This is a genomic window from Salmonella sp. SSDFZ69 (assembly GCF_004010755.1).
Classification (GTDB): domain Bacteria; phylum Pseudomonadota; class Gammaproteobacteria; order Enterobacterales; family Enterobacteriaceae; genus Salmonella; species Salmonella enterica.
In genome coordinates this window covers 1,966,498-1,987,727 of sequence record NZ_CP034831.1, presented here as the reverse complement: position 1 = coordinate 1,987,727, position 21,230 = coordinate 1,966,498, and the positions used below count along the sequence as shown (strand labels likewise).

Annotated in this window: 20 protein-coding genes and 6 pseudogenes; 9 read left to right on the top strand and 17 right to left on the bottom strand. The window is 51.9% G+C overall.

The genetic code is table 11. The features are described 5' to 3' along the window. Nucleotides 1–5: 5 nt before the first annotated feature. A pseudogene (locus tag EOS98_RS24835) lies at nucleotides 6–173 on the top strand (phage tail protein); the annotation flags it as partial. 251 nt (nucleotides 174–424) lie between these two features. Continuing rightward, nucleotides 425–610: a PagK family vesicle-borne virulence factor gene (locus EOS98_RS09770; RefSeq protein ID WP_012218702.1), complete on the top strand. Its 186-nt coding sequence runs from the start codon at nucleotides 425–427 to the stop codon at nucleotides 608–610. Between the two features lie 90 nt (nucleotides 611–700). On the opposite strand, the pseudogene EOS98_RS09765 reads toward EOS98_RS09770, so the two are convergent. The 5 genes and pseudogenes from EOS98_RS09765 to EOS98_RS09755 form a co-directional block, all read right to left on the bottom strand. Further along, nucleotides 701–810, bottom strand: a pseudogene (locus EOS98_RS09765) (tail fiber assembly protein); the annotation flags it as partial. A gap of 48 nt (nucleotides 811–858) precedes the next feature. Further along, complete coding sequence (locus EOS98_RS24830) at nucleotides 859–1,191, bottom strand: DUF1353 domain-containing protein (protein ID WP_061383450.1); 333 nt, start codon at nucleotides 1,189–1,191, stop codon at nucleotides 859–861. Nucleotides 1,192–1,296: 105 nt separating this feature from the next. After that, nucleotides 1,297–1,452: pseudogene (locus EOS98_RS25010) on the bottom strand (phage tail protein); the annotation flags it as partial. 179 nt (nucleotides 1,453–1,631) lie between these two features. Beyond that, nucleotides 1,632–1,827, bottom strand: a pseudogene (locus tag EOS98_RS24820) (phage tail protein); the annotation flags it as partial. A 4-nt stretch (nucleotides 1,828–1,831) separates the two neighbouring features. Then, nucleotides 1,832–2,119: pseudogene (locus tag EOS98_RS09755) on the bottom strand (hypothetical protein); the annotation flags it as partial. Between EOS98_RS09755 and EOS98_RS09750 the strand changes: the two are divergent. Continuing rightward, nucleotides 2,118–2,750: pseudogene (locus EOS98_RS09750) on the top strand (tyrosine-type recombinase/integrase); the annotation flags it as partial. The pseudogenes EOS98_RS09755 and EOS98_RS09750 overlap by 2 nt on opposite strands. Before the next feature lie 373 nt (nucleotides 2,751–3,123). On the opposite strand, the gene EOS98_RS09745 reads toward EOS98_RS09750, so the two are convergent. The 3 genes from EOS98_RS09745 to yobA are packed head-to-tail and all read right to left on the bottom strand — an operon-like array spanning nucleotide 3,124 to nucleotide 4,744. Continuing rightward, nucleotides 3,124–3,477 carry a YebY family protein gene (locus EOS98_RS09745; protein WP_126524015.1) on the bottom strand — a complete coding sequence of 118 codons (354 nt, stop codon included), beginning with the start codon at nucleotides 3,475–3,477 and terminating at the stop codon, nucleotides 3,124–3,126. Nucleotides 3,478–3,493: 16 nt separating this feature from the next. Beyond that, nucleotides 3,494–4,369, bottom strand: a complete 876-nt coding sequence (gene copD, locus EOS98_RS09740) for a copper homeostasis membrane protein CopD (protein WP_000979699.1) — start codon at nucleotides 4,367–4,369, stop codon at nucleotides 3,494–3,496. Further along, nucleotides 4,370–4,744, bottom strand: coding sequence for a CopC domain-containing protein YobA (gene yobA, locus EOS98_RS09735; protein ID WP_000168396.1), 375 nt, complete (start codon nucleotides 4,742–4,744; stop codon nucleotides 4,370–4,372). A gap of 137 nt (nucleotides 4,745–4,881) precedes the next feature. Here yobA and EOS98_RS09730 point away from each other — a divergent pair, with 137 nt between their 5' ends. From EOS98_RS09730 to exoX, 3 genes are all read left to right on the top strand, one after another. Further along, nucleotides 4,882–5,112: a DNA polymerase III subunit theta gene (locus EOS98_RS09730; RefSeq protein WP_000856224.1), complete on the top strand. Its 231-nt coding sequence runs from the start codon at nucleotides 4,882–4,884 to the stop codon at nucleotides 5,110–5,112. A 107-nt stretch (nucleotides 5,113–5,219) separates the two neighbouring features. Next, nucleotides 5,220–5,876, top strand: coding sequence for a nitrilase-related carbon-nitrogen hydrolase (locus tag EOS98_RS09725; protein ID WP_000100256.1), 657 nt, complete (start codon nucleotides 5,220–5,222; stop codon nucleotides 5,874–5,876). Between the two features lie 23 nt (nucleotides 5,877–5,899). Next, nucleotides 5,900–6,598, top strand: a complete 699-nt coding sequence (gene exoX / locus EOS98_RS09720) for an exodeoxyribonuclease X (RefSeq protein ID WP_000944285.1) — start codon at nucleotides 5,900–5,902, stop codon at nucleotides 6,596–6,598. 36 nt (nucleotides 6,599–6,634) lie between these two features. Here exoX and ptrB read toward each other — a convergent pair whose 3' ends face one another. The 4 genes from ptrB to yebG all read right to left on the bottom strand — a co-directional run bounded on the left by ptrB (nucleotide 6,635) and on the right by yebG (nucleotide 10,363). Beyond that, nucleotides 6,635–8,686: an oligopeptidase B gene (gene ptrB / locus EOS98_RS09715; RefSeq protein ID WP_000936990.1), complete on the bottom strand. Its 2,052-nt coding sequence runs from the start codon at nucleotides 8,684–8,686 to the stop codon at nucleotides 6,635–6,637. A gap of 212 nt (nucleotides 8,687–8,898) precedes the next feature. Then, a complete protein-coding gene (locus EOS98_RS09710; protein ID WP_000024706.1) occupies nucleotides 8,899–9,558 on the bottom strand; it encodes a tellurite resistance TerB family protein in 660 nt (219 codons plus the stop codon). A gap of 93 nt (nucleotides 9,559–9,651) precedes the next feature. Next, nucleotides 9,652–10,005: a protein YebF gene (yebF, locus tag EOS98_RS09705; protein ID WP_001042119.1), complete on the bottom strand. Its 354-nt coding sequence runs from the start codon at nucleotides 10,003–10,005 to the stop codon at nucleotides 9,652–9,654. 67 nt (nucleotides 10,006–10,072) lie between these two features. Further along, on the bottom strand, nucleotides 10,073–10,363 hold the full coding sequence (gene yebG, locus EOS98_RS09700) for a DNA damage-inducible protein YebG (protein WP_000257723.1): 291 nt from the start codon (nucleotides 10,361–10,363) through the stop codon (nucleotides 10,073–10,075). 130 nt (nucleotides 10,364–10,493) lie between these two features. Here yebG and purT point away from each other — a divergent pair, with 130 nt between their 5' ends. Further along, nucleotides 10,494–11,672 (top strand): formate-dependent phosphoribosylglycinamide formyltransferase, encoded by a 1,179-nt coding sequence (purT, locus tag EOS98_RS09695; RefSeq protein WP_000173428.1) that lies wholly within the window; start codon nucleotides 10,494–10,496, stop codon nucleotides 11,670–11,672. 99 nt (nucleotides 11,673–11,771) lie between these two features. On the opposite strand, the gene kdgA is transcribed toward purT, so the two are convergent. The 3 genes from kdgA to zwf form a co-directional block, all read right to left on the bottom strand. After that, nucleotides 11,772–12,413: a bifunctional 4-hydroxy-2-oxoglutarate aldolase/2-dehydro-3-deoxy-phosphogluconate aldolase gene (kdgA, locus tag EOS98_RS09690; protein WP_000800494.1), complete on the bottom strand. Its 642-nt coding sequence runs from the start codon at nucleotides 12,411–12,413 to the stop codon at nucleotides 11,772–11,774. Nucleotides 12,414–12,450: 37 nt separating this feature from the next. After that, the gene (edd, locus tag EOS98_RS09685) at nucleotides 12,451–14,262 is read right to left on the bottom strand and encodes a phosphogluconate dehydratase (RefSeq protein WP_001069124.1); all 1,812 of its coding nucleotides are present in this window, start codon (nucleotides 14,260–14,262) and stop codon (nucleotides 12,451–12,453) included. Between the two features lie 234 nt (nucleotides 14,263–14,496). Then, nucleotides 14,497–15,972 (bottom strand): glucose-6-phosphate dehydrogenase, encoded by a 1,476-nt coding sequence (gene zwf / locus EOS98_RS09680; protein WP_000301711.1) that lies wholly within the window; start codon nucleotides 15,970–15,972, stop codon nucleotides 14,497–14,499. A gap of 341 nt (nucleotides 15,973–16,313) precedes the next feature. Here zwf and EOS98_RS09670 point away from each other — a divergent pair, with 341 nt between their 5' ends. Both EOS98_RS09670 and pyk read left to right on the top strand, forming a co-directional pair. Further along, complete coding sequence (locus EOS98_RS09670) at nucleotides 16,314–17,183, top strand: MurR/RpiR family transcriptional regulator (RefSeq protein ID WP_020898861.1); 870 nt, start codon at nucleotides 16,314–16,316, stop codon at nucleotides 17,181–17,183. A gap of 123 nt (nucleotides 17,184–17,306) precedes the next feature. Then, nucleotides 17,307–18,749: a pyruvate kinase gene (pyk, locus tag EOS98_RS09665; RefSeq protein ID WP_000091156.1), complete on the top strand. Its 1,443-nt coding sequence runs from the start codon at nucleotides 17,307–17,309 to the stop codon at nucleotides 18,747–18,749. 72 nt (nucleotides 18,750–18,821) lie between these two features. Here the strand turns inward: pyk and lpxM are convergent, their stop codons facing one another. Both lpxM and mepM read right to left on the bottom strand, forming a co-directional pair. Next, nucleotides 18,822–19,793 (bottom strand): lauroyl-Kdo(2)-lipid IV(A) myristoyltransferase, encoded by a 972-nt coding sequence (gene lpxM, locus EOS98_RS09660; RefSeq protein WP_000448401.1) that lies wholly within the window; start codon nucleotides 19,791–19,793, stop codon nucleotides 18,822–18,824. A gap of 116 nt (nucleotides 19,794–19,909) precedes the next feature. Continuing rightward, nucleotides 19,910–21,229 (bottom strand): murein DD-endopeptidase MepM, encoded by a 1,320-nt coding sequence (gene mepM, locus EOS98_RS09655; RefSeq protein ID WP_001184028.1) that lies wholly within the window; start codon nucleotides 21,227–21,229, stop codon nucleotides 19,910–19,912. Between the last annotated feature and the right edge of the window lies 1 nt (nucleotide 21,230).

Here is a 21,230-nt window from a genome sequence, read left to right as displayed (position 1 = left end):
TTTTGACAAGCACCATTGCCGACTGACGAACAGAACTGGCGCGGGGTGAAAGATGTGACGACGATAAAGCCAGCCAGGCTAAATGGATGGCTTATATCAGGAAGCTTAAAACGCTGGATTTAACAGGCGTTTCAGATGAGGCCACCTTCACAGTAATCAGATGGTCTGCATGACCACAGTAATACTACTAACTTGCAGTTTTTTAGGCGTTAATTTGGTTCTGGTATCTACACGAGTTCATTCAGATACAAGTAAATTTTCTGTAGAGAATGAAATTACTACACTTATTATTCCATTTCAAAGTAAATACTTGCTTAACAATCAGTAGACAGACAAGAAAAATTTTCGCCTCTGCTTTATCCTGGTAAAGGATTGCGGTAAAAGTTAAGAAGGCAGCATAACTCTCAACTATGTGGATAATATTATGAATAAATTTAACAGTGTATTGTTAGCGCTGGTTTTTGCTATATCAGCCATAACATTTTCTTCATCTGCAATGGCCACTGAAAGCGGTAATAAAGGATTCCCGGGCATTTCCTTTCCGTGGTGTAAAATCTGGCCGGCAGGTATATCAATCCCAGAACTACCAGTGGGTAAAATATGCTGGTAAACGAAACAACCTTTTATTAACCTGGGTGATTAATTACCGTGTAAACAAGTAATTTGTGATACATGGATAATTAAAGTGCCACAGTAACGACTACAGACTGGCTGGTTTATCCGGCCAGGAGAGGCAGATGTATCCACCCTGTTTACCATTACGCTGTAGAGTTCCCATGCTTCCAGCCGTTTAATCTCGTCATCTGTGGCAAATCATTCACAGTATTTACGTTCTTTCCCATACATTCCCCTGCCAAATCACCTGACCGCCAGATACATCTCAATCCGTTTCCACTTCGGCACGCCAGGCACGGTCATTCCGTCCAGGAATATCAAATTGGCTTCTTTTTTCGTGCGCAGCGCATTATCGTAAAGGTAGTCGTGGATTATTGCCGCTTTAGCGTATTTGCCGTCTGGCGGCATGACTGACCAGAAGATGCATGGCACGGTGGCGAGATCAGTTACAAATCCGGCTGGTACGCTGATTACGTCGCTGTTGTCGTCGCTGAGGTAAAATTCAAAAGATTCATGTACACGCCAAAGGTAGTGACCAGGCATTTCAAGAATGGCCGGGGTTGTGAAGCAGCTCATAATACATTCCTTAACGGTTTTCCGGCCAGCCAACACGTAACCCAGTACAGCCTGTGCGTTGATGAGACTGTTCACTTCGTCCTTCATCTGCCGCTGGCGTTCGTGGATTTTAAAACCCACCAGTACCATGTTTTGTTGCATAGTGGCTTCGAGTTTAATCAGTTCGTCTGCGCTCATTGGCACATCGATGTTATCTGCATCCGTCCAGAAGAATCCTGGTGGTAGCGTTCCCTGTTTTGCCACCGCCGTTACTGGCGACAGTCGGTCCTGCGACGCTTTACCGCAGTCCCAGTGGTGATCATTCAGTGTGAACGGATAGTTACCGTTTTCCTACGCATTACGCCACGCATTAATCTCAGCGTATTTCTGACCGAGTGCGGTCGCAAGGTCAGCCACCCACTGACCGTTTTCAAATTTATCTATTGGTGATGTGGGGGCCTGTGTGGTGGTGTTCTCCGGTAACGGGCCGGGTTTTGAAATATAAATCGGGTTGCTGGTTTGCGTGTCGTACACTGTTTCGCCGTGATGGTCTTCGTTTAGACTCCGCGTTTCGGTTTCAGGGTCAAATACAGCAATATGACTGGCCGGAATATCAGGAGGGGCAATATCGGTACAGTTTGACGGTAATCCGGTATGTAGCGCTACCGTCGGCAATATCCAGTCCGGCAGTGCCTGTCACCATTACTGAAACATTACTGCCTTCACCGGCACTCCAGACCTGCGCGACGATACGGTAATGCTCCTGGATATTTTGTGTCTGCGGTAACAGTGAACAGTCCAGATACAACGAACTCAGTTCCGGATCATCTCCGATACCGGTGATAATCCCTGTGGTCTGGTCGTTAACACTGGCTGTGATGGCCTTCTCCCTGAAATACCGCTCCACAGCATTTAGCAACTCATCCGGTTTACGGTTACCGATGAATGATTTTCGTGAGGCAATTGTGGAAGGAAGAATAACAACGAATCCGGTTGAGCCAACCCGAGCACCTGAAATTAAGGTTGCCAGGGAACGCCTGCAACTGGAAACATATAACGCCACGAGGACGGCGGCAGAACATCTGCCTGTGTGGTTTCCTCTTGCGATGGATCTCGCGCTGGTTACTGGTCAACGTAGGGAGGATATCGTAAATATGAAATTTAGTGATGTTTTTGACAACCGCTTATACGTAACTCAGATTAAAACCGGAATGAAAATAGCCATTCCCCTCTCCCTGACACTTCAGGCGCCAGGGTTACGTCCAGGAACGGTTATCGATCGCTGCCGGCTGGTAAGCAAAACCGATTTCATGATCAGTGCAGGAATCAGGAAAAATAGCCCGACCGGGAATATTCACCCGGATGGGCTGACAAAGAAATTTGTAAAAGCCAGAAAAATTTCAGGCGCTAAATTTAGTGATAACCCACCGACATTTCACGAGATCCGTAGCCTGCCCGGGCGGCTATACAAAGACGAACTCGGCGAGGAATTCGCTCAAAAACTACTGGGCCACACCTCAGAGAACACCACGAAACTCTATCTCGATGAACGCGATAATAAAGCTTACGTGATGCTCTGATTTTGTTGTAAAAGAAATGTTAAACTGGATTTGGATGTGATATAACCAAAAAGACCGGAATACAGAAATTCGAGGAAATTTCGAGGAATTTCGAGGGGAAACACATAACCCATTGATTTATAATCTAAATAAAAAGAGACCGAATACGATTCCTGTATTCGGTCCAGGGAAATGGCTCTTGGGAGAGAGCCGTGCGCTAAAAGTTGGCATTAATGCAGGCTAAATCGCCTTGCCCTTTAAGAATAGATGACGACGCCAGGTTTTCCAGTTTGTGACGAAGGTGATTGAAAAAACCTGGCGTTTTGTCTGTTATCAGAGATAAAAAAACCGTAAGCCTTTTCGTGAAGGTTTACGGTTTTTTATTAAAAATCAGTCAGCTATTGGATGATTCACAAAGCTTTTGCGCACGTTCGATAAACGGCGCCAGACTCATTTTCTCACCGGGCTTCGCCGGGTTATCGATTTGAATGACGGCAATAGGCTGAGCGCGCGTTTTACCCTCCGCTACTTGCTGTTCGGCAATGGCATTCAAGGGATACTGCACCAGCGTACTGGGGTTGATCACATAGAGCGCCTGGCCAGGCCGACAGGTCAACATGACCTCTTCCCGATTAAACGCCCACTTGTCTTTTCCTACTTCAAAACGACTTACGGTAATCACCTGCGGCGCCGCCAACGCTACGCCCGAAGTGGCCAGCAGAAGCGCCGGAAGGAGTATTTTTTTCATTCGTTATGCCAGTCCATCAGAAAGGTTCGAGGGTTGCAAACAGGCTGACGATCGCCAGAACTATGCCTCCAACTCCCCATTCAATTTGCGTCATCCTGACAAACCATAGGTCAGTCCGGGGATTTTCCTGTCGCATACGTGGTACGAGAACATACCGATTCGTCAGCGCAATTGCTACCATAAGCACCACCAGCGCACATTTTAACAAAAGCAACTGTCCATAGGTGGTCTGCCAGATAGCGGTAAATCCCGTGATAAATAGCGTGTTGCCAATGCCTGTGAGCAATACGCCCGCCACAAAAAAGTGACCATAACGAGAAAAACGCATCATGGCGCTAATAGCATGTTGACGCCAGCGTCCCTGAGCCATGCGCATACAATAAACCACTGGCAACAGCCCACCAAACCAGGCTGCGGCACAGAGTAAATGCAGAGCATGGTTAATCTGCTGTAATGTTCCCGCTACACCGTCGCGCATCGTCGCATGTCCAACGCCTGCCAGCAGGATAAACTGAGCAACGGTGAGAATAAGAAGCCGTCGTTGCATTTTTACCGGCGCAATGACTACCACCGCCAGCGTGACCAGCGCGAGGATAATTTGCCATATCCAGACCGCGCCAAAGCGGGTTTGCAGTACCGCGCCCCACACCGAGACGGAAAAAACATCGGGCCAGCCGCCGCCCATCAGTCCGCCCTGAATTGCCAGCATAAAAGCCGCGCTGATAACGCTCCAGGCGGCGGCATGTCGTTGCAGATGTAAAAATCGACGCGTCATTAAACGACGAATTGGTGCGGGTGACAGCCAGGCGCCGTAAAGCGCGCAGCCGTAGACCAGCATCAAACTAGCAAAATGAATAAATCGGAGAGTTATCCAGACGAATGTCAGCATCATTTATTTCACGCTGAAGGTGTATTTCCCTTTTGTTTTATGTCCATCCACCGACACAACGTGCCAGTCTACCGTGTAAGCGCCAGATTTTAACGGCTGCTCAAGCGGGATAATCAACTGCGTTTTATCCTGTTCATTTCGCTTTGCCGGGCGCGTTTTGATGAGCTCTTGCTGAGGGCCAGTAATGGTTGCGCCGCTGAACCCTGGCTCAATCCCTTCAGAAAAGTTCAGGGTCAGCGCCTGTGGCGAGGCCGTAACGGCAGCATTCGCCGCTGGATACTGATGCGTCAGGTGCGCATGTGCCCAGGCCGCTGGCGTCGCAAATGTCGATGCCAGCAGCACTAAAGCTAAACGTCGCGATGGTGCAGAAGAAGCCATATTCACTATTCCTTTTTGTTATACCTACGTTACAAAGAATAACCTTCAACAATCAATGAGTCGAGGATCATCATTTCCATCTTGCCATTACCGCGGACTCTTAGTACCTTCTGGCGGCAACAAAAAAGGAGACACGTATGAAAACAAATCTGGCTCAGCTTGAACAAGCGGAAATGGATAAAGTCAATGTGGACCTGGCGGCAGCCGGGGTGGCATTTAAAGAGCGCTACAATATGCCAGTTGTCGCGGAGGCGGTCGAACGTGAGCAGCCAGAGCATCTACGCGCCTGGTTTCGCGAGCGGCTGATTGCCCATCGTCTGGCTTCCGTATCACTATCCCGACTCCCTTACGAACCCAAAGTTAAATAAAAATTATATAACGTTACACTTCCTTACATGCAGACGACTACATTATAAGGCGATTCTTAACCTATGCTTTTTAGAATGGCTGTAGAGACTATGAAAAGGAAGTCATTATGTCCTCCTGGAAAATTGCTGCTGCGCAGTATGCGCCCCTGAACGCCTCGCCGGCGGAGCATGTCGCCCATCATCTGGAATATATTGAGCTTGCGGCTCGTCAACAGTGCGAACTGCTGGTCTTTCCATCACTGTCGCTATTAGGCTGCGACGAAAGGAATAAATCGTTGCCCGCCCCGCCTGACGAGGCGCTTTTACAGCCGCTCACTCATGCGGCCGATACCCACCATATGACTATCATTGTGGGTATGCCTGTTGAGCATAACTGCCGCTTCGTAAAAGGCATCGCTATTTTTGCCCCATGGCTAGCGTCGCCGCTCATGTTTCACAAAAGTCATGGCGCCTGTATTGCCAGGCAGCGAAGCGCTATCAACGTGGTGGATGAGCAGCCAGAAGGTGGTGATATAGATCCCTCATTTACGTTATTCACAACCAGTCAATGTCTTAACGAACCTGAACTACATGCTTCTACCTCACGCTTACAACGTTTTTCGCATAAATATGCGCTGGCCGTACTGATGGCCAATGCCTGTGGCAGTAGCGCGCTGTGGGATGAAAGCGGGCAACTTATTGTTCGTGCCGATTGCGGTTCGCTATTACTGACGGGCCTGCGCACAACGGAGGGTTGGCAAGGCGATATCATTCCATTACGCTAAGGTCTTTCGGTGAGGAATGAATCATGTTGCGGATTATAGACACGGAAACCTGCGGGCTGCAGGGCGGGATCGTAGAGATAGCCTCTGTAGATGTCATTGATGGCAACATTGTCAATCCCATGAGTCACCTGATACGCCCCGATCGCCCTATTACGCCGCAGGCGATGGCGATACACCGTATTACCGAAGCCATGGTCGCCGATAAGCCGTGGATTGAAGATGTCATACCGCTTTATTACGGTAGTGAGTGGTATGTCGCTCACAATGCCAGTTTCGACAGACGCGTATTACCTGAATTGCCGGGTGAGTGGATCTGTACCATGAAGTTGTCGCGACGCCTGTGGCCGGGAATAAAATACAGCAATATGGCGCTCTATAAATCGCGCAAACTAAGCGTACAAACGCCACCGGGGCTGCATCATCACCGGGCGCTTTATGATTGCTATATCACCGCCGCCTTGCTGATTGATATTATGCGAACCACCGGCTGGACCGCGGAAGAGATGGTCAATATCACGGGCCGTCCTGCGCTGTTAACCACTTTCTCGTTCGGTAAATACCGCGGTAAGGCGGTATCTGAAGTCGCAAAACGCGATCCGGGCTATTTACGCTGGCTTTTTAATAACCTTGATAATATGAGCCCGGAACTTCGCCTGACGCTTAAACACTACCTGGAAGATGTTCAGGCTGGCGAGCAACGCAGCAATGGAACACCACAATAACCCGCGACGCTCACAAGCCGTTGCGGGCGCGCGCGTCTATGCGCTATGTAAGGTTCCCTGCGCCAGGCCGATTAAAAAGGCGAACTCCAGCGCGACGCCTTCGTAGGATTTAAACCGCCCCGACTTACCACCGTGCCCGGAGTCCATATCCGTACATAACAGCAGCAGACGTTGGTCCGTTTTTAGCTCGCGTAATTTTGCCACCCACTTCGCCGGTTCCCAGTATTGCACCTGGGAATCGTGCAATCCTGTCGTCACCAGCAGGTGCGGATAGTCCTGCGCTTTGACATTGTCATAAGGACTATAGCTTTTCATATAGTCATAATACTCAATATCCTGCGGGTTCCCCCACTCTTCAAACTCCCCTGTCGTTAATGGGATCGACTCATCCAGCATCGTGGTTAATACATCAACAAAGGGCACCTGGGCAATAACGCCGTGGAAAAGCTCGGGGCGTTCGTTGATAGCGACGCCCATTAGCATTCCGCCCGCGCTCCCGCCCATCCCATAACACAGCGACGGTGAACCGTAACCCAGTTTTAATAAGGCATCGCAGGCATCAAGATAGTCATTAAAAGTATTCCGCTTTTTGAGGAACTTGCCATCCTCATACCACTGCTGCCCCAGCTCACCGCCGCCGCGAACGTGTACAATTGCGTAAACAAAGCCACGATCCAGCAAGCTCAGTCGGCTGCTGCTGAAGTCGGCGTCAATACTGGAACCGTAAGATCCGTAGCCGTAAACCAGAAGCGGATTTTGCCCTTTACGAAAATACTTCTGATGATAAACCAGCGATACCGGCACTTCGACGCCGTCGCGTGCGGTGATCCACAGGTGTTCGCTCTGATAACAGCCAGAATCAAACCCAGGCACTTCCGTCTGTTTAAGTACCCGTCGTTCTCCGGTATCCATATCCAGTTCAAACAAGGTATCTGGCGTCGTCATTGAAGAATAGCCGTAACGCAGCCGGGAAGTCTCAGGTTCGGGATTATAGGCAAGCCACGTCACGTAAGCCGGATCGTCAAAGGCGATGCCTATCACTTCACGGGTTTTACGGTTAATTTGCCGCAGGCTGGTAAGCCCCCGTTGACGCTCTTCGACCACTAACCAGTCGGTAAACAGGGTAAACCCTTCCAGCATAATATGCTCGCGCGGAGGGATCAGCTCTTCCCAGGCGTTTTCATTGCGCACGCGGGTACGGTACAACCCAAAGTTTTTACCGTTCCGGTTAGAACGCAGGTAAAACTTATGTTGATAGTGATCGAGACTATATTCATGGTCTTTGCGGCGCGGTAAAAATGAAAACGGCTCGGCATCGGCCAGTTCCGCGTCAAGTAATAGCACTTCGCTAGTGGTGGCGCTGGCAAGATGAATCACCACATAATGCTGCGAAGTGGTTTTATGCAGGCTGACATAAAAGGTATCGTCTTTCTCCTCATATACCAGTTCATCTTGCGATGACGGAGTGCCAATCGTGTGCCGCCAAACCTGATAGGGCAGCAGCGTCTTCTTATGCTTACGCACATAGTAAAGGGTCAAGGAATCATTGGCCCAGACAAATTCAGGCGCAACGTTATCCAGCAGTTCCGGATACCAGTTACCGCTTTCGAGGTTACGAAAACGCAACCCATACTGACGACGGGATAAATAATCTTCCGCCAGCGCCATGATGGTATTATCCGGCGTAATGGCAAGTCCGCCGAGCGTATAAAATTCGCTGTGCGCGGCCCGCTGGTTCGCATCGAGCAAGGTTTCCCACACATCCCACTCTTCGCTTAACGCCGATTGTCGTTGATAGATGGCATATTCGCAGCCGGGTTCATAGATATAACGGTAGCGATAGCCGTTTTTCACATACGGAGCGGAAACTTCTCTGGGCGGGATGCGATCGATAATTTCTTTTAGAATGCGGTCCTGTAACGCCTGCTGAGAGGACATGACCTTCCGGCCATACTCATTTTCCTGATGCAGGTAATCAAGGACTTCCGGCTGCGAGCGAGTGTCATCTCGCAGCCAGTAATAATTATCAATGCGCGTATCGCCATGTACGGTCATGGCATAGGGAATTCGATTGGCTTTTGGCAACATGTCGTTTTTTCTTTTGCGTTAATATTTGTTATATATCACGCGGCAAACACAGCGGCGTAGCATGGTAGTCCCGGTCGCTCACCTCGGTAAACGCCTGAGATGTCACTGCTTCGCCGCTATCCTGCAACATGAATGACGTAAACTATCCATCCTATAAGGGTGGCAAAAGACACGCATGATGCAAGCGAAACATGTTACTTAATGGCAGGTTATCAGCCTGGTAGCGCCTGTTTTTGCTGCTGCAAGTCCTGCTCGATACCGTCCCGAACCTCCTGAGGAATTTTTAGTGCGTCTCCTAACGCATTCAGATAGCTACGTTCCATAAAGTGGTCAATATCAATGGCGGCGCAGCTCAGGAAGTAGATTTCCAGAGCTTCTTCTTCATTGCGAATGCCCTGTGCCAGACGTTGTGGATCAAGCGGCTGCTCAATAGCTTTCTCGATAAACACACGCCCTTGCTCTTCCACGCCTGATTCTCGCAGTTGGTGCTCAATCGCCGCGCGTTCTTTGGCATCAATATGCCCATCGCTTTTTGCAGCAAAAACCAGCGCCAGGATCAGTCGCTCAGTGCGAACATCCAGCGGCGTACTTTGGCTGCCGAATTGCGGCTCCCCCTGATGCGCGGCGCGTACTTTATCTTTGTACTTATTCCACAATACGGAACCCGCCACCGCGCCGCCGCCCACCAGCAAAGCGCCAGTACCGTATTTGGTTAATAATTTGCGCGAAGACTTATTGGCGACCAACAGTCCAGCCAGACCGCCCAGCGCGCCGGGAACCAGCAGTTTATTTAACCCCTGTTCACCGGAAGGCGATGCGGAAGCGCCTTTTTGCCCAAGAAGTGATTGTAATTGGTTCAACCAGTTAGCCATAGTACCCCTCAAATACAGACCAATAATGGTCAAGCGTACCTGAGGGGATGTCAGGAATTGTCTGTTCCGGCAAAAGAAGCGCAAATTACGCTGCTAGCGGGGCTTATATTCCGCCTTGCCGGCTTTGCAATCAACGATGACCTGATAATGAATATCGGCGCTTTTACCGCGAACAGTTAGCGGAACTGTCCATTTATCATTTTGACCCACAACGTCCTGCACATTAACCCACGCGACCGGGTCAGCCTGCCCGACCTTTTTTTGGTCGTCGGCCCACCGCACGATACGATTTTGCTGGTAGTCGCGCTTCACGCTTGCCGCAATCCCGGCGGCATCCAGCCCTTCGCACTGCGGAAACTTAACCGATTTACTCTCGGTGGATGCCGCAAATGCCGATACGCTGGCGGATAAAAACAGCAGGCTCAACAACGCTCCTCTTTTATTCATACTTTTCTCCTTAGCACAATGATTCAGGAAAAGCATGGTACAAAACGCCGGGAGCGCAAGTGTGGGTTCAGGCGGCTTGCTTTTTCGTTTTACTCGCGGCGTCCTTTTCAACCGCCTGCGGAGAAGGCAACTTACCGGTTTTGAGGATAGTGCTTAACACCTCTTTATGTTCCGCCAGCCACAGCGACAACGCTTCGCGCTGCCCATCTTCCAGCACGACTGGCGACTGCTCAAGCCAGGTATCAAGAAGATCGGCAGTATCGAGCATTTTGTCCCAGGCGTCGGCTTCCTTTTTACTGGTAAATGACATCTTCTCCTCACCCTCGCGAATGACTACGTATTTAACTTCAACCGCCATTTTGCAGCCCCTTATTTACCTGTGTTTATATACAGTATATTGCAAGGCAGCAAGAAAAGCAATTTATTCGAAAAGACATACGCAAACGTTTTCGTATATACTGCGCGCAGGTAAATAAGGGGACAGAAATATGACGCTATTAGGCACTGCGCTGCGTCCGGCAGCAACGCGAGTGATGTTATTAGGGGCAGGAGAATTAGGAAAAGAGGTGGCGATTGAATGCCAACGCCTGGGGATCGAGGTTATCGCCGTCGATCGCTATCCTGATGCTCCCGCCATGCATGTGGCTCACCGTTCACACGTCATTAATATGCTGGACGGCGAGGCGCTACGTCATGTGATTACAGAGGAAAAACCGCATTATATCGTGCCGGAAATAGAAGCGATCGCCACCGATACGCTGCGCGAGCTGGAGGGCGAAGGACTGAATGTCGTGCCTTGCGCCCGTGCAACGCAGCTCACGATGAACCGCGAAGGGATCCGTCGCCTGGCCGCAGAAGAATTAGGTCTGCCGACATCGACGTATCGCTTTGCCGACAGTGAGGCCAGTTTTCATGATGCGGTAGCCGCAGTGGGTTTTCCTTGCATCGTCAAACCGGTCATGAGCTCTTCCGGCAAAGGCCAGAGCTTTATCCGCTCGGCCGAACAGCTCGCGCAGGCATGGGAGTATGCTCAACAGGGCGGACGCGCTGGCGCGGGTCGCGTGATTGTGGAGGGCGTGGTTAAATTTGATTTTGAAATTACGCTGCTCACCGTTAGCGCCGTCGATGGCGTGCATTTCTGCGCGCCGGTCGGTCATCGTCAGCAAGATGGCGACTATCGCGAATCCTGGCAGCCACAGCAGATGAGCGAACTGGCGCTGAAGCGGGCGCAAGAGATTGCGCGTCATGTGGTACTGGCGTTAGGCGGTCATGGTCTGTTCGGCGTTGAACTCTTCGTCTGTGGCGATGAAGTCATTTTCAGCGAAGTCTCCCCTCGCCCACACGATACCGGAATGGTGACGTTGATTTCTCAGGATCTTTCTGAGTTTGCGCTGCATGTGCGCGCCTTTCTGGGAATGCCCATAGGCGCTATTCGCCAGTATGGTCCCGCTGCCTCGGCCGTGATTCTGCCGCAGCTTACCAGTCAAAATGTGACGTTTGATAATGTACACGCGGCGGTAGGGGCCGGAGTGCAGGTACGGCTGTTTGGTAAGCCTGAGATCGACGGCACCCGTCGTCTTGGTGTAGCGTTAGCGACAGGTGAAAACGTTGAAGAAGCGGTGATAAGAGCGAAAAAGGCCGCCAGCCGCGTGACGGTAAAAGGCTAATGCGCCATCGCCTGATGGCGACGTTAGCGCATTTTTATCAGACCTGACTGATCGCCACTCGTAAGCCCGATAAGCAAGCGCCATCGGGCATTTAACGGCTTACTGTTTCGCGCCTTCTACCGCTTCGCGCGCCAGTTTGGTGATGCGATCGTAATCACCCGCTTCCAGCGCGTCGGCCGGCACCAGCCAGGAACCGCCGATGCACAACACGCTTTTCAGCGCCAGATAGTCACGATAGTTTGCCGGAGAGATGCCGCCGGTTGGGCAGAAACGTACCTGAGAGAACGGACCGGCAATCGCCTGCAACGCTTTAGTGCCGCCATTCGCTTCCGCCGGGAAGAATTTGAACTCTTTCAGACCATAGTCCATGCCCAACATCAGTTCAGAAACGGTGCTAATACCGGGAATCAATGGGATAGTGCCTGCCGTCGCGGCTTTCAGCAGTGGCTCAGTCAGTCCCGGGCTAATCGCAAATTGCGCGCCCGCTTCCGTCACCTCCGCCAACTGCTGCGGATTGAGAACGGTTCCGGCGCCGACAATCGCTTCCGGCACGTCTTTAGCGATAGCGCGAATAGCATCCATCGCGCAGGCCGTACGTAAAGTCACTTCCAGAACGCGAACGCCCCCGGCCACCAGCGCTTTAGCCATCGGCACCGCGTGCTCCAGTTTATTGACTACAATGACCGGGACAACCGGGCCGGTGGTCAGGATTGCTTCTGCACTTGTTTTCCAGTTTTTCATCGGAATTCTTCTCTCGCCTGATTACTAGTGTGTCATCTTAAAAAGTGATACAGGTTGCGCCCTGCTCCGCACCCGACAGCTTTTCGCGCAGCGCGCCAAACAACTCACGCCCCGTTCCGACGCGCGACGCGCTCAGGTCCGGAATATGAGGCTGACGAGCGGCAAGTTCCGCCTCGTCGACCAGCAGAGTTAACTCACCTGTCTGCCCATTCACGCGAATGATGTCGCCATCGCGCACTTTTGCCAGTAAGCCGCCATCGTAGGCTTCCGGCGTTACGTGGATAGCTGAAGGCACTTTACCCGAAGCGCCTGAAAGTCGTCCATCAGTAACTAACGCGATTTTGAAACGGCGGTCCAATAATACACCAAGTGGCGGCATGAGTTTATGTAATTCTGGCATTCCATTCGCTTTTGGTCCCTGATGACGCACGACAACGACACAATCCCGGTCAAGCAGGCCCGCGTCAAACGCAGGCAGCACATCATGCTGACTTTCAAATACCATGGCAGGCGCTTCAATGATCTGGTTTTCAACCGGTACCGCAGACGTCTTCATTACTGCGCGCCCCAGATTACCGCTTAGCACCTTAGTACCGCCGTGAGGAGAGAACGGCTTATCAAAAGAGGCAATGACATCGTTATCCAGTGACCTTTCCGCGCCTTCACGCCAGTCCAGCTCGCCGTTGTTGAGCCAGGGCTCCAGCGTATAGCGTTTCAGGCCGAAGCCTGCGACAGTATTAACGTCTTCGTGCAGCAATCCGGCATTGAGCAGCTCACGCATCAATACCGGTACGCCGCCCGCCGCCTGGAAGTGGTTAATGTCCGCCGGACCGTTCGGGTACAGACGCGCCATCAACGGAACCACTTCCGACAAATCCGAGAAGTCATCCCAGTTGATCAGAATGCCCGCCGCGCGCGCCATTGCAACCAGATGCATGGTGTGGTTGGTGGAGCCGCCGGTAGCCAGCAGCGCGACAATGCCGTTCACCACGACTTTTTCGTCGATCATTTTACCGAGCGGCATCCACGTATTGCCGTTGCCGGTAAGACGTGTTACCTGACGTGCGGCAGCGGCAGTCAATGCCTCGCGCAGCGGCGCATCCGGATGCACAAACGAAGAACCCGGCAACTGCATTCCCATAAACTCCACCACCATCTGGTTGGTGTTGGCGGTGCCGTAAAATGTACAGGTGCCCGGCGCATGGTAAGAGGCGGCTTCCGACTCCAGCAGCGCCATTCTGTCTACTTTTCCTTCCGCATATAGCTGACGAATACGGACTTTTTCTTTATTCGGCAGGCCGCTCGCCATCGGGCCTGACGGAACAAAAATCGCGGGTAAATGACCAAAAGAGAGCGCGGCCATCGCCAGCCCCGGAACAATTTTGTCGCATACGCCGAGGAATAACGCGCCGTCAAACATATTGTGAGAAAGGCCTACTGCTGCCGACATCGCTATCACTTCGCGGCTGAGTAATGACAACTCCATGCCATCCTGCCCTTGCGTAACGCCATCGCACATTGCCGGTACGCCGCCTGCGACCTGACCTACCGCATTCACGGAATGCAGGGCCTGACGAATAATCTGCGGATAATGTTCATACGGTTGATGCGCAGAGAGCATGTCATTGTAGGAGGTAATGATGGCGATATTATTGCGCAACATACTTTTCAGCGAGGCTTTGTCCTCTGGCTGACAGGCGGCGAAGCCATGCGCCAGGTTGCCGCAGGCCAGTTGAGATCGGTGGACCGTGGCGGTTTTCGCCTGCTCAATGCGGGCAAGATAGGCTTTTCGGGTCTGCTGCGAGCGTTCGACAATGCGCTGTGTTACGCGTAACAAATTAGGATTCATAGAGGCTCCTGAAATTTATCTGTCCGGCTACCGGGTTTACCATGCGTTTCATCAATGTGGAAAGACAGTGAAATACATGATGTCCGGGGATAATGGGGCAAAATCGTTTCAGGCAGTGTAATAAAAAAAGCCTCGCAGGTGAATCCACACGAGGCTTAAAAGTGCAAAAATGATTCTACAATCTGTGTTAGATCATGTTACCGGTAAAATACCACCTAAGAGTGAGTGGTAAATTTACTCAAACTCATTCCACGAACGACCGTCACGGGTAATCATCGCCACGGACGCTACCGGTCCCCAGGTGCCCGCCTGATACGGCTTCGGCGCGTCGTTGTCCATCGCCCATGCTTCGGTAATGGAGTCCACCCACTTCCAGGCTTCTTCCACTTCGTCACGGCGGACAAACAGCGCCTGAATGCCACGCATCGTTTCCAGCAGCAGGCGCTCATATGCATCCGCCAGGTGCGTCTGATTAAAGGTCTCGGAGTAGCTCAGATCAAGCTTCGTGATCTGCAGATTATGCTTATGATCCAGCCCCGGTACTTTGTTAAGCACCTGAATATCTACGCCTTCATCCGGCTGCAGGCGAATCGTCAATTTGTTCTGCGGCAGGTCTTGCCAGGACTCTTTAAAGAGGTTCAGTTCAGGCGTCTTGAAATAAACCACGACTTCAGAGCACTTGGTTGGCAGACGCTTGCCGGTGCGCAGATAGAATGGCACGCCCGCCCAACGCCAGTTATCGATGTCGACGCGGATCGCGACGAACGTTTCGGTGTTGCTGCTTTTATTCGCGCCCTCTTCTTCCAGATAGCCCGGCACCTTTTGCCCCTGCGCAAAGCCCGCGGTGTATTGACCACGAACCGTTTTTTCACGCACGTTGGAGCGATCAATACGGCGCAGCGATTTCAACACTTTGACTTTTTCATCGCGAATACTGTCGGCGCTCAGGTCAGACGGCGGTGACATGGCAATCATGCAGAGAATTTGCAGCAAGTGGTTCTGGATCATATCGCGCATCTGACCGGCCTGGTCAAAGTATCCCCAGCGCCCTTCAATCCCCACCTCTTCCGCTACGGTAATCTCAACGTGATCGATAGTGCGGTTATCCCAGTTATTAACGAATAACGAGTTGGCAAAACGCAGCGCCAGCAGGTTGAGAACCGTTTCTTTGCCCAGATAGTGGTCGATACGATACACCTGGCACTCTTCAAAGTATTCGCCGACCCGATCGTTAATCTCACGCGAGGTCGCCAGCGAAGTACCCAACGGTTTCTCCATCACGACACGCGCCGGTTTGGCGTTGAGTTTAGCCTCCCCTAACCCTTTGCAAATAGCGCCAAACGTGCTGGGCGGCATCGCAAAATAGTTAATGGTGGTGCGGTTTTTTTGATCCAGCATATCGCCCAGGCGACTGAACGCAGGCGTATCGTTAACGTCAAGATTACAAAAATCCAGACGGCCGCTCAGCGTATCCCACAAGCCTTCATCAATTTTTTCCTTCATGAAGGTTTCCAGCGCCTCACGCACGACGTGGGTATAAGCTTCTTTATCCCAGTCCGCGCGCCCCACCCCAATGATCCGGGTATCCGGATGGATCTGGCCGGCTTTCTCAAGCTGATACAGGGAAGGCAGCAGTTTCCGGCGCGCCAGGTCGCCTTTCGCGCCGAAAATGACCAGGTCACATGCCTGGGCTGTTTGCGTTACCGCCATGTCATTCTCCTCAGTTAATCTCCTGGTACTTTAGCCAGGATATCGTTGTAATTTTATTACACAGCACTGTACTGCTTTTACGAGATTACGGAAACCGTAAACGCCTTTTCATAGGTGAACCGGCGTTTGATTGGCAATATAATCGGCAAAACGCCTAATAAAATTGTCGCTTTTCCACACAAGCTGGAACTTAAAATCCGACGTCGGTCATGTAATGAAAAAAAACGACACCTTTTTTAGCCATTTTGCCCCCTTTGACAGCCGCCAGGAGTAATATCTAACAAAACGCGCTCGGTTTCGCGCATCATTGAAATCGCTAATACCCATGAGCCTTGCTAATCATGAATATGCTGGAAAAAGTCCAGTCTCAACTGGAACATTTAAGCAAATCTGAACGAAAAGTCGCCGATGTTATTCTGGCCGCCCCAGGCAGATCGATTCACTTAAGCATTGCCATGCTGGCCCAGGAAGCTAACGTTAGCGAGCCAACGGTGAACCGTTTCTGTCGCAGCATGAATACCCGCGGCTTTCCTGATTTTAAACTGCATCTGGCGCAAAGTCTGGCAAATGGCACCCCCTATGTTAATCGCAATGTGGATGAAGATGACAGCGTTGAGGCCTATACAGGAAAAATCTTCGAGTCCGCCATGGCCAGTCTCGACCATGTTCGTCAGTCGCTGGATAAATCGGCCGTCAACCGCGCCGTCGATTTACTGACCCAGGCAAAAAAAATCGCCTTTTTTGGTCTTGGTTCCTCCGCCGCAGTCGCGCATGACGCCATGAATAAGTTTTTTCGCTTCAATGTGCCGGTGATTTACTCCGACGATATCGTGCTGCAACGGATGAGCTGTATGAATTGTAACGATGATGACGTCGTCGTGCTCATTTCGCATACTGGCAGAACCAAGAGCCTGGTGGAACTGGCGCAGTTGGCGCGGGAAAACGATGCGATGGTGATCGCCCTGACCTCCGCTGGAACGCCGCTGGCGCGCGAAGCCACGCTGGCCATTACCCTCGACGTACCGGAAGATACAGACATTTATATGCCCATGGTCTCTCGACTTGCTCAGCTGACCGTGATAGATGTGCTGGCAACGGGATTTACTTTGCGTCGCGGGGCAAAATTCAGAGATAACTTGAAGCGTGTCAAGGAAGCGCTCAAGGAATCGCGTTTTGATAAAGAATTACTCATCAAGAGTGATGACCGCTAAAAGCAATAACAATGTTCTACCCTTTTCGTCATCCGGGGACGTTCATTTTATACCGTTAAGGTTTCAGAACGACCGGATCAATGTTCACGCAACACCAAGTTGTTTTAGTCAACGGAGTATTACATGTCCAGAAGGCTTCGCAGAACCAAAATCGTTACCACGTTAGGCCCGGCAACTGACCGCGATAACAACCTTGAGAAGGTTATCGCCGCGGGCGCAAACGTAGTACGTATGAACTTCTCTCACGGCTCGCCGGAAGATCATAAAATGCGTGCTGATAAAGTCCGTGAGATTGCCGCCAAACTGGGGCGTCATGTGGCTATTTTAGGCGACCTGCAAGGGCCAAAAATTCGCGTTTCCACTTTTAAAGAAGGCAAAGTGTTCCTCAATATCGGGGACAAATTTCTGTTAGACGCTAACCTGGGTAAAGGCGAAGGCGACAAAGAAAAAGTCGGCATTGATTACAAAGGGTTGCCGGCAGACGTCGTTCCTGGCGATATCCTGCTGCTTGACGATGGTCGAGTGCAGTTGAAAGTGCTTGAAGTCCAGGGCATGAAAGTCTTTACCGAGGTCACCGTCGGCGGCCCGCTGTCTAACAATAAAGGCATTAACAAGCTCGGCGGCGGGCTTTCTGCTGAAGCGCTGACCGAAAAAGACAAAGCCGATATTCAAACCGCTGCGCTGATAGGTGTTGACTATCTGGCCGTATCCTTCCCGCGCTGCGGCGAAGATCTGAACTATGCACGCCGCCTGGCACGCGACGCCGGCTGCGACGCGAAAATTGTGGCTAAAGTCGAACGCGCCGAAGCGGTATGCGACCAAAACGCCATGGACGATATCATTCTGGCCTCTGACGTTGTGATGGTCGCACGTGGCGACCTGGGCGTTGAAATCGGCGATCCGGAGCTGGTTGGTATCCAGAAGGCGCTGATTCGCCGTGCGCGTCAGCTAAACCGCGCAGTCATCACCGCAACGCAGATGATGGAGTCGATGATCACCAACCCGATGCCGACCCGTGCGGAAGTGATGGACGTGGCGAACGCCGTCCTGGATGGCACGGATGCGGTTATGCTGTCTGCCGAAACCGCAGCCGGTCAGTATCCTTCTGAAACCGTTGCCGCAATGGCGCGCGTCTGCCTGGGCGCAGAAAAAATCCCCAGCATCAATGTGTCTAAACACCGTCTCGACGTGCAGTTCGACAACGTTGAAGAAGCTATTGCCATGTCTGCGATGTATGCGGCAAACCATCTGAAAGGCGTTACCGCGATCATCACCATGACGGAATCCGGTCGTACCGCGCTAATGACTTCCCGTATCAGCTCCGGCCTGCCGATTTTCGCCATGTCGCGCCATGAACGCACGCTCAACCTGACCGCGCTCTACCGCGGAGTAACGCCGGTGCATTTTGACAGCGCGGCTGATGGCGTTGTCGCGGCACATGAAGCTGTTAATCTGCTGCGCGATAAAGGGTATCTGGTTTCCGGCGACCTGGTTATCGTGACCCAGGGCGATGTCATGAGCACCGTCGGTTCAACCAATACCACGCGTATTTTGACCGTTGAGTAAAACTCCCCCACGCCTGTTCATCAGGTAGTACAGGGTTTGTCAGCATAAAGCCTCTCTTACGAGAGGCTTTATTTATTTGATGGGATAAAGATCTTTACGCTTATACGGCTGAATCTCGCCTGGCTTGCGGGTTTTGAGCAGCTTCAGGATCCAGGTGTACTGTTCCGGATGCGGGCCGACAAAAATTTCGACCTCTTCGTTCATCCGTCTGGCGATAGTGTGGTCGTCAGCCGTGAGCAGATCGTCCATTGGCGGGCGAATCTGGATAGTCAGGCGATGCGTTTTACCATTATACACCGGGAAAAGCGGTATCACGCGTGCGCGGCACACTTTCATCAGCCGACCAATTGCAGGCAGCGTCGCTTTGTATGTCGCAAAGAAATCAACGAATTCACTATGCTCCGGGCCGTGATCCTGGTCCGGCAGGTAGTAACCCCAGTAGCCCTGACGAACAGACTGAATAAAGGGTTTAATCCCGTCATTACGCGCATGCAAACGTCCGCCGAAACGCCGACGCACTGTGTTCCAGATATAGTCAAAAACCGGATTACCCTGATTATGAAACATCGCCGCCATTTTTTGCCCCTGAGAGGCCATCAGCATGGCTGGAATGTCGACGCCCCAGCCATGCGGTACGAGAAAAATGACTTTTTCGTCGTTACGACGCATCTCCTCAATGATTTCCAGACCTTCCCAGTCAACACGCTGTTGAATTTTTTTCGGACCGCGCATCGCCAACTCAGCCATCATCGCCATTGCCTGTGGCGCGGTGGCGAACATCTCATCGACAATCGCTTCGCGCTCAGCTTCGCTACGCTGCGGAAAGCACAACGACAGATTAATTAGCGCCCGGCGACGAGAACTCTTCCCCAGCCGTCCGGCAAAACGCCCCAGCGTCGCCAGCAAAGGGTCGCGGAATGATGCCGGTGTTAGTGCGATCCCCGCCATTGCCGCAGCGCCCAACCAGGCGCCCCAATACTGCGGATAGCGAAAGGATTTTTCGAATTCAGGGATATACTCACTATTATTTTTTTTGGTTTCCATGCTTTTCCAGGGTCTGCTGACGCGAAAAGGAATTGTGAATAGTGTAGCGACGTCTGCGTCTCACACAAAACAAAAAAGCCGGCACACATCGCGTACCGGCTCTGTCAGCGCATTTGTTAATCGAAGCGCAGTTGCGGCAGAACCTCTTTCACCTGTGCCAGGTATTCACGACGATCTGACCCCGTCAGACCTTCCGTGCGCGGCAATTTTGCTGTTAGAGGGTTAACGGCTTGCTGGTTGATCCATACCTCATAATGCAGATGCGGCCCTGTGGAACGCCCGGTGTTACCAGAAAGCGCAATACGATCGCCACGTTTCACTTTTTGCCCCGGTTTCACCAGCAGCTTACGCAAGTGCATGTAACGTGTGGTGTAGGTGCGTCCATGACGAATCGCAATGTAGTAACCGGCAGCGCCGCTACGTTTAGCGACCACGACCTCGCCATCCCCCACCGACAGCACCGGCGTACCCTGCGGCATCGCAAAGTCAACGCCACGATGCGGCGCAACGCGTCCAGTAACCGGGTTCAGACGGCGCGGATTGAAGTTGGAGGAGATACGGAACTGTTTGGCGGTCGGGAAGCGTAAAAAGCCTTTCGCCAGGCCAACACCGTTACGGTCATAGAATTTACCGTCAGCGGCGCGAATGGCGTAGTAATCTTTACCATCGGAACGCATCCGCACGCCCAACAACTGACTCTGTTCACGCTTGCCATCCAGCATCTCGCGCGACATCAGAACCGAAAATTCATCGCCCTTTTTCAGCTTGCGAAAATCCATCTGCCACTGCATGGCTTTTATCACTGCGCTGATTTCGCTGCTGGTTAAACCGGCCTCTTTCGCGCTGGCGACAAAGCTACCCCCTACCGTACCTTTCAGCAGACTGTTGACCCAGTCCCCCTGCTGCATTTCACTGCTCATTTTAAAACCGTTGGCAGTGCGATCGTAGGTACGCGTTTCACGGCGGGAGACTTCCCATGTCAGACGCTGTAAATCGCCATCGGCGGTCAGTGTCCAGGAAAGCTGTTGGCCAATTTTCAGATTGCGCAGCTCCTTATCAGAAGCGGCAAGTCGGCTAATATCGCTCATATCGATGCCGTACTGATTCAGAATGCTGCTTAACGTATCGCCTGTGGAGACGACGTATTCATGGACGCCGACTTCGCCTGCGGTTTTATCGTCCAGCTCATCCTGAGGAATAGCTTCATCTTCCTGCGCGGCCTGATCGATGGGTTCGCTGGCCTCCGGTAAGAGGGAACGAATCTCGCTTTTCTCCAGTTCAATAGTTTTAACGATTGGCGCGGATTCTGGGTGGTAAACATAGGGCCGCCATACGGCGACGGCCAGTGTCAGAACGGTAAGTGACCCCAGCATAACGCGGTGGGGTCGGGGCAGATTATTAAATGCCAGGGCGACAGAGCGGGCTATCTGTTGCACG

What these genes read in the sequence shown, in the direction of transcription:
- EOS98_RS09770 (WP_012218702.1), top strand. Translation starts at nt 425, where the DNA reads ATGAATAAATTTAACAGTGTATTGTTAGCGCTGGTTTTTGCTATATCA.
- EOS98_RS24830 (WP_061383450.1), bottom strand. Translation starts at nt 1,191, where the DNA reads ATGAGCTGCTTCACAACCCCGGCCATTCTTGAAATGCCTGGTCACTAC.
- EOS98_RS09745 (WP_126524015.1), bottom strand. Translation starts at nt 3,477, where the DNA reads ATGAAAAAAATACTCCTTCCGGCGCTTCTGCTGGCCACTTCGGGCGTA.
- copD (WP_000979699.1), bottom strand. Translation starts at nt 4,369, where the DNA reads ATGATGCTGACATTCGTCTGGATAACTCTCCGATTTATTCATTTTGCT.
- yobA (WP_000168396.1), bottom strand. Translation starts at nt 4,744, where the DNA reads ATGGCTTCTTCTGCACCATCGCGACGTTTAGCTTTAGTGCTGCTGGCA.
- EOS98_RS09730 (WP_000856224.1), top strand. Translation starts at nt 4,882, where the DNA reads ATGAAAACAAATCTGGCTCAGCTTGAACAAGCGGAAATGGATAAAGTC.
- EOS98_RS09725 (WP_000100256.1), top strand. Translation starts at nt 5,220, where the DNA reads ATGTCCTCCTGGAAAATTGCTGCTGCGCAGTATGCGCCCCTGAACGCC.
- exoX (WP_000944285.1), top strand. Translation starts at nt 5,900, where the DNA reads ATGTTGCGGATTATAGACACGGAAACCTGCGGGCTGCAGGGCGGGATC.
- ptrB (WP_000936990.1), bottom strand. Translation starts at nt 8,686, where the DNA reads ATGTTGCCAAAAGCCAATCGAATTCCCTATGCCATGACCGTACATGGC.
- EOS98_RS09710 (WP_000024706.1), bottom strand. Translation starts at nt 9,558, where the DNA reads ATGGCTAACTGGTTGAACCAATTACAATCACTTCTTGGGCAAAAAGGC.
- yebF (WP_001042119.1), bottom strand. Translation starts at nt 10,005, where the DNA reads ATGAATAAAAGAGGAGCGTTGTTGAGCCTGCTGTTTTTATCCGCCAGC.
- yebG (WP_000257723.1), bottom strand. Translation starts at nt 10,363, where the DNA reads ATGGCGGTTGAAGTTAAATACGTAGTCATTCGCGAGGGTGAGGAGAAG.
- purT (WP_000173428.1), top strand. Translation starts at nt 10,494, where the DNA reads ATGACGCTATTAGGCACTGCGCTGCGTCCGGCAGCAACGCGAGTGATG.
- kdgA (WP_000800494.1), bottom strand. Translation starts at nt 12,413, where the DNA reads ATGAAAAACTGGAAAACAAGTGCAGAAGCAATCCTGACCACCGGCCCG.
- edd (WP_001069124.1), bottom strand. Translation starts at nt 14,262, where the DNA reads ATGAATCCTAATTTGTTACGCGTAACACAGCGCATTGTCGAACGCTCG.
- zwf (WP_000301711.1), bottom strand. Translation starts at nt 15,972, where the DNA reads ATGGCGGTAACGCAAACAGCCCAGGCATGTGACCTGGTCATTTTCGGC.
- EOS98_RS09670 (WP_020898861.1), top strand. Translation starts at nt 16,314, where the DNA reads ATGAATATGCTGGAAAAAGTCCAGTCTCAACTGGAACATTTAAGCAAA.
- pyk (WP_000091156.1), top strand. Translation starts at nt 17,307, where the DNA reads ATGTCCAGAAGGCTTCGCAGAACCAAAATCGTTACCACGTTAGGCCCG.
- lpxM (WP_000448401.1), bottom strand. Translation starts at nt 19,793, where the DNA reads ATGGAAACCAAAAAAAATAATAGTGAGTATATCCCTGAATTCGAAAAA.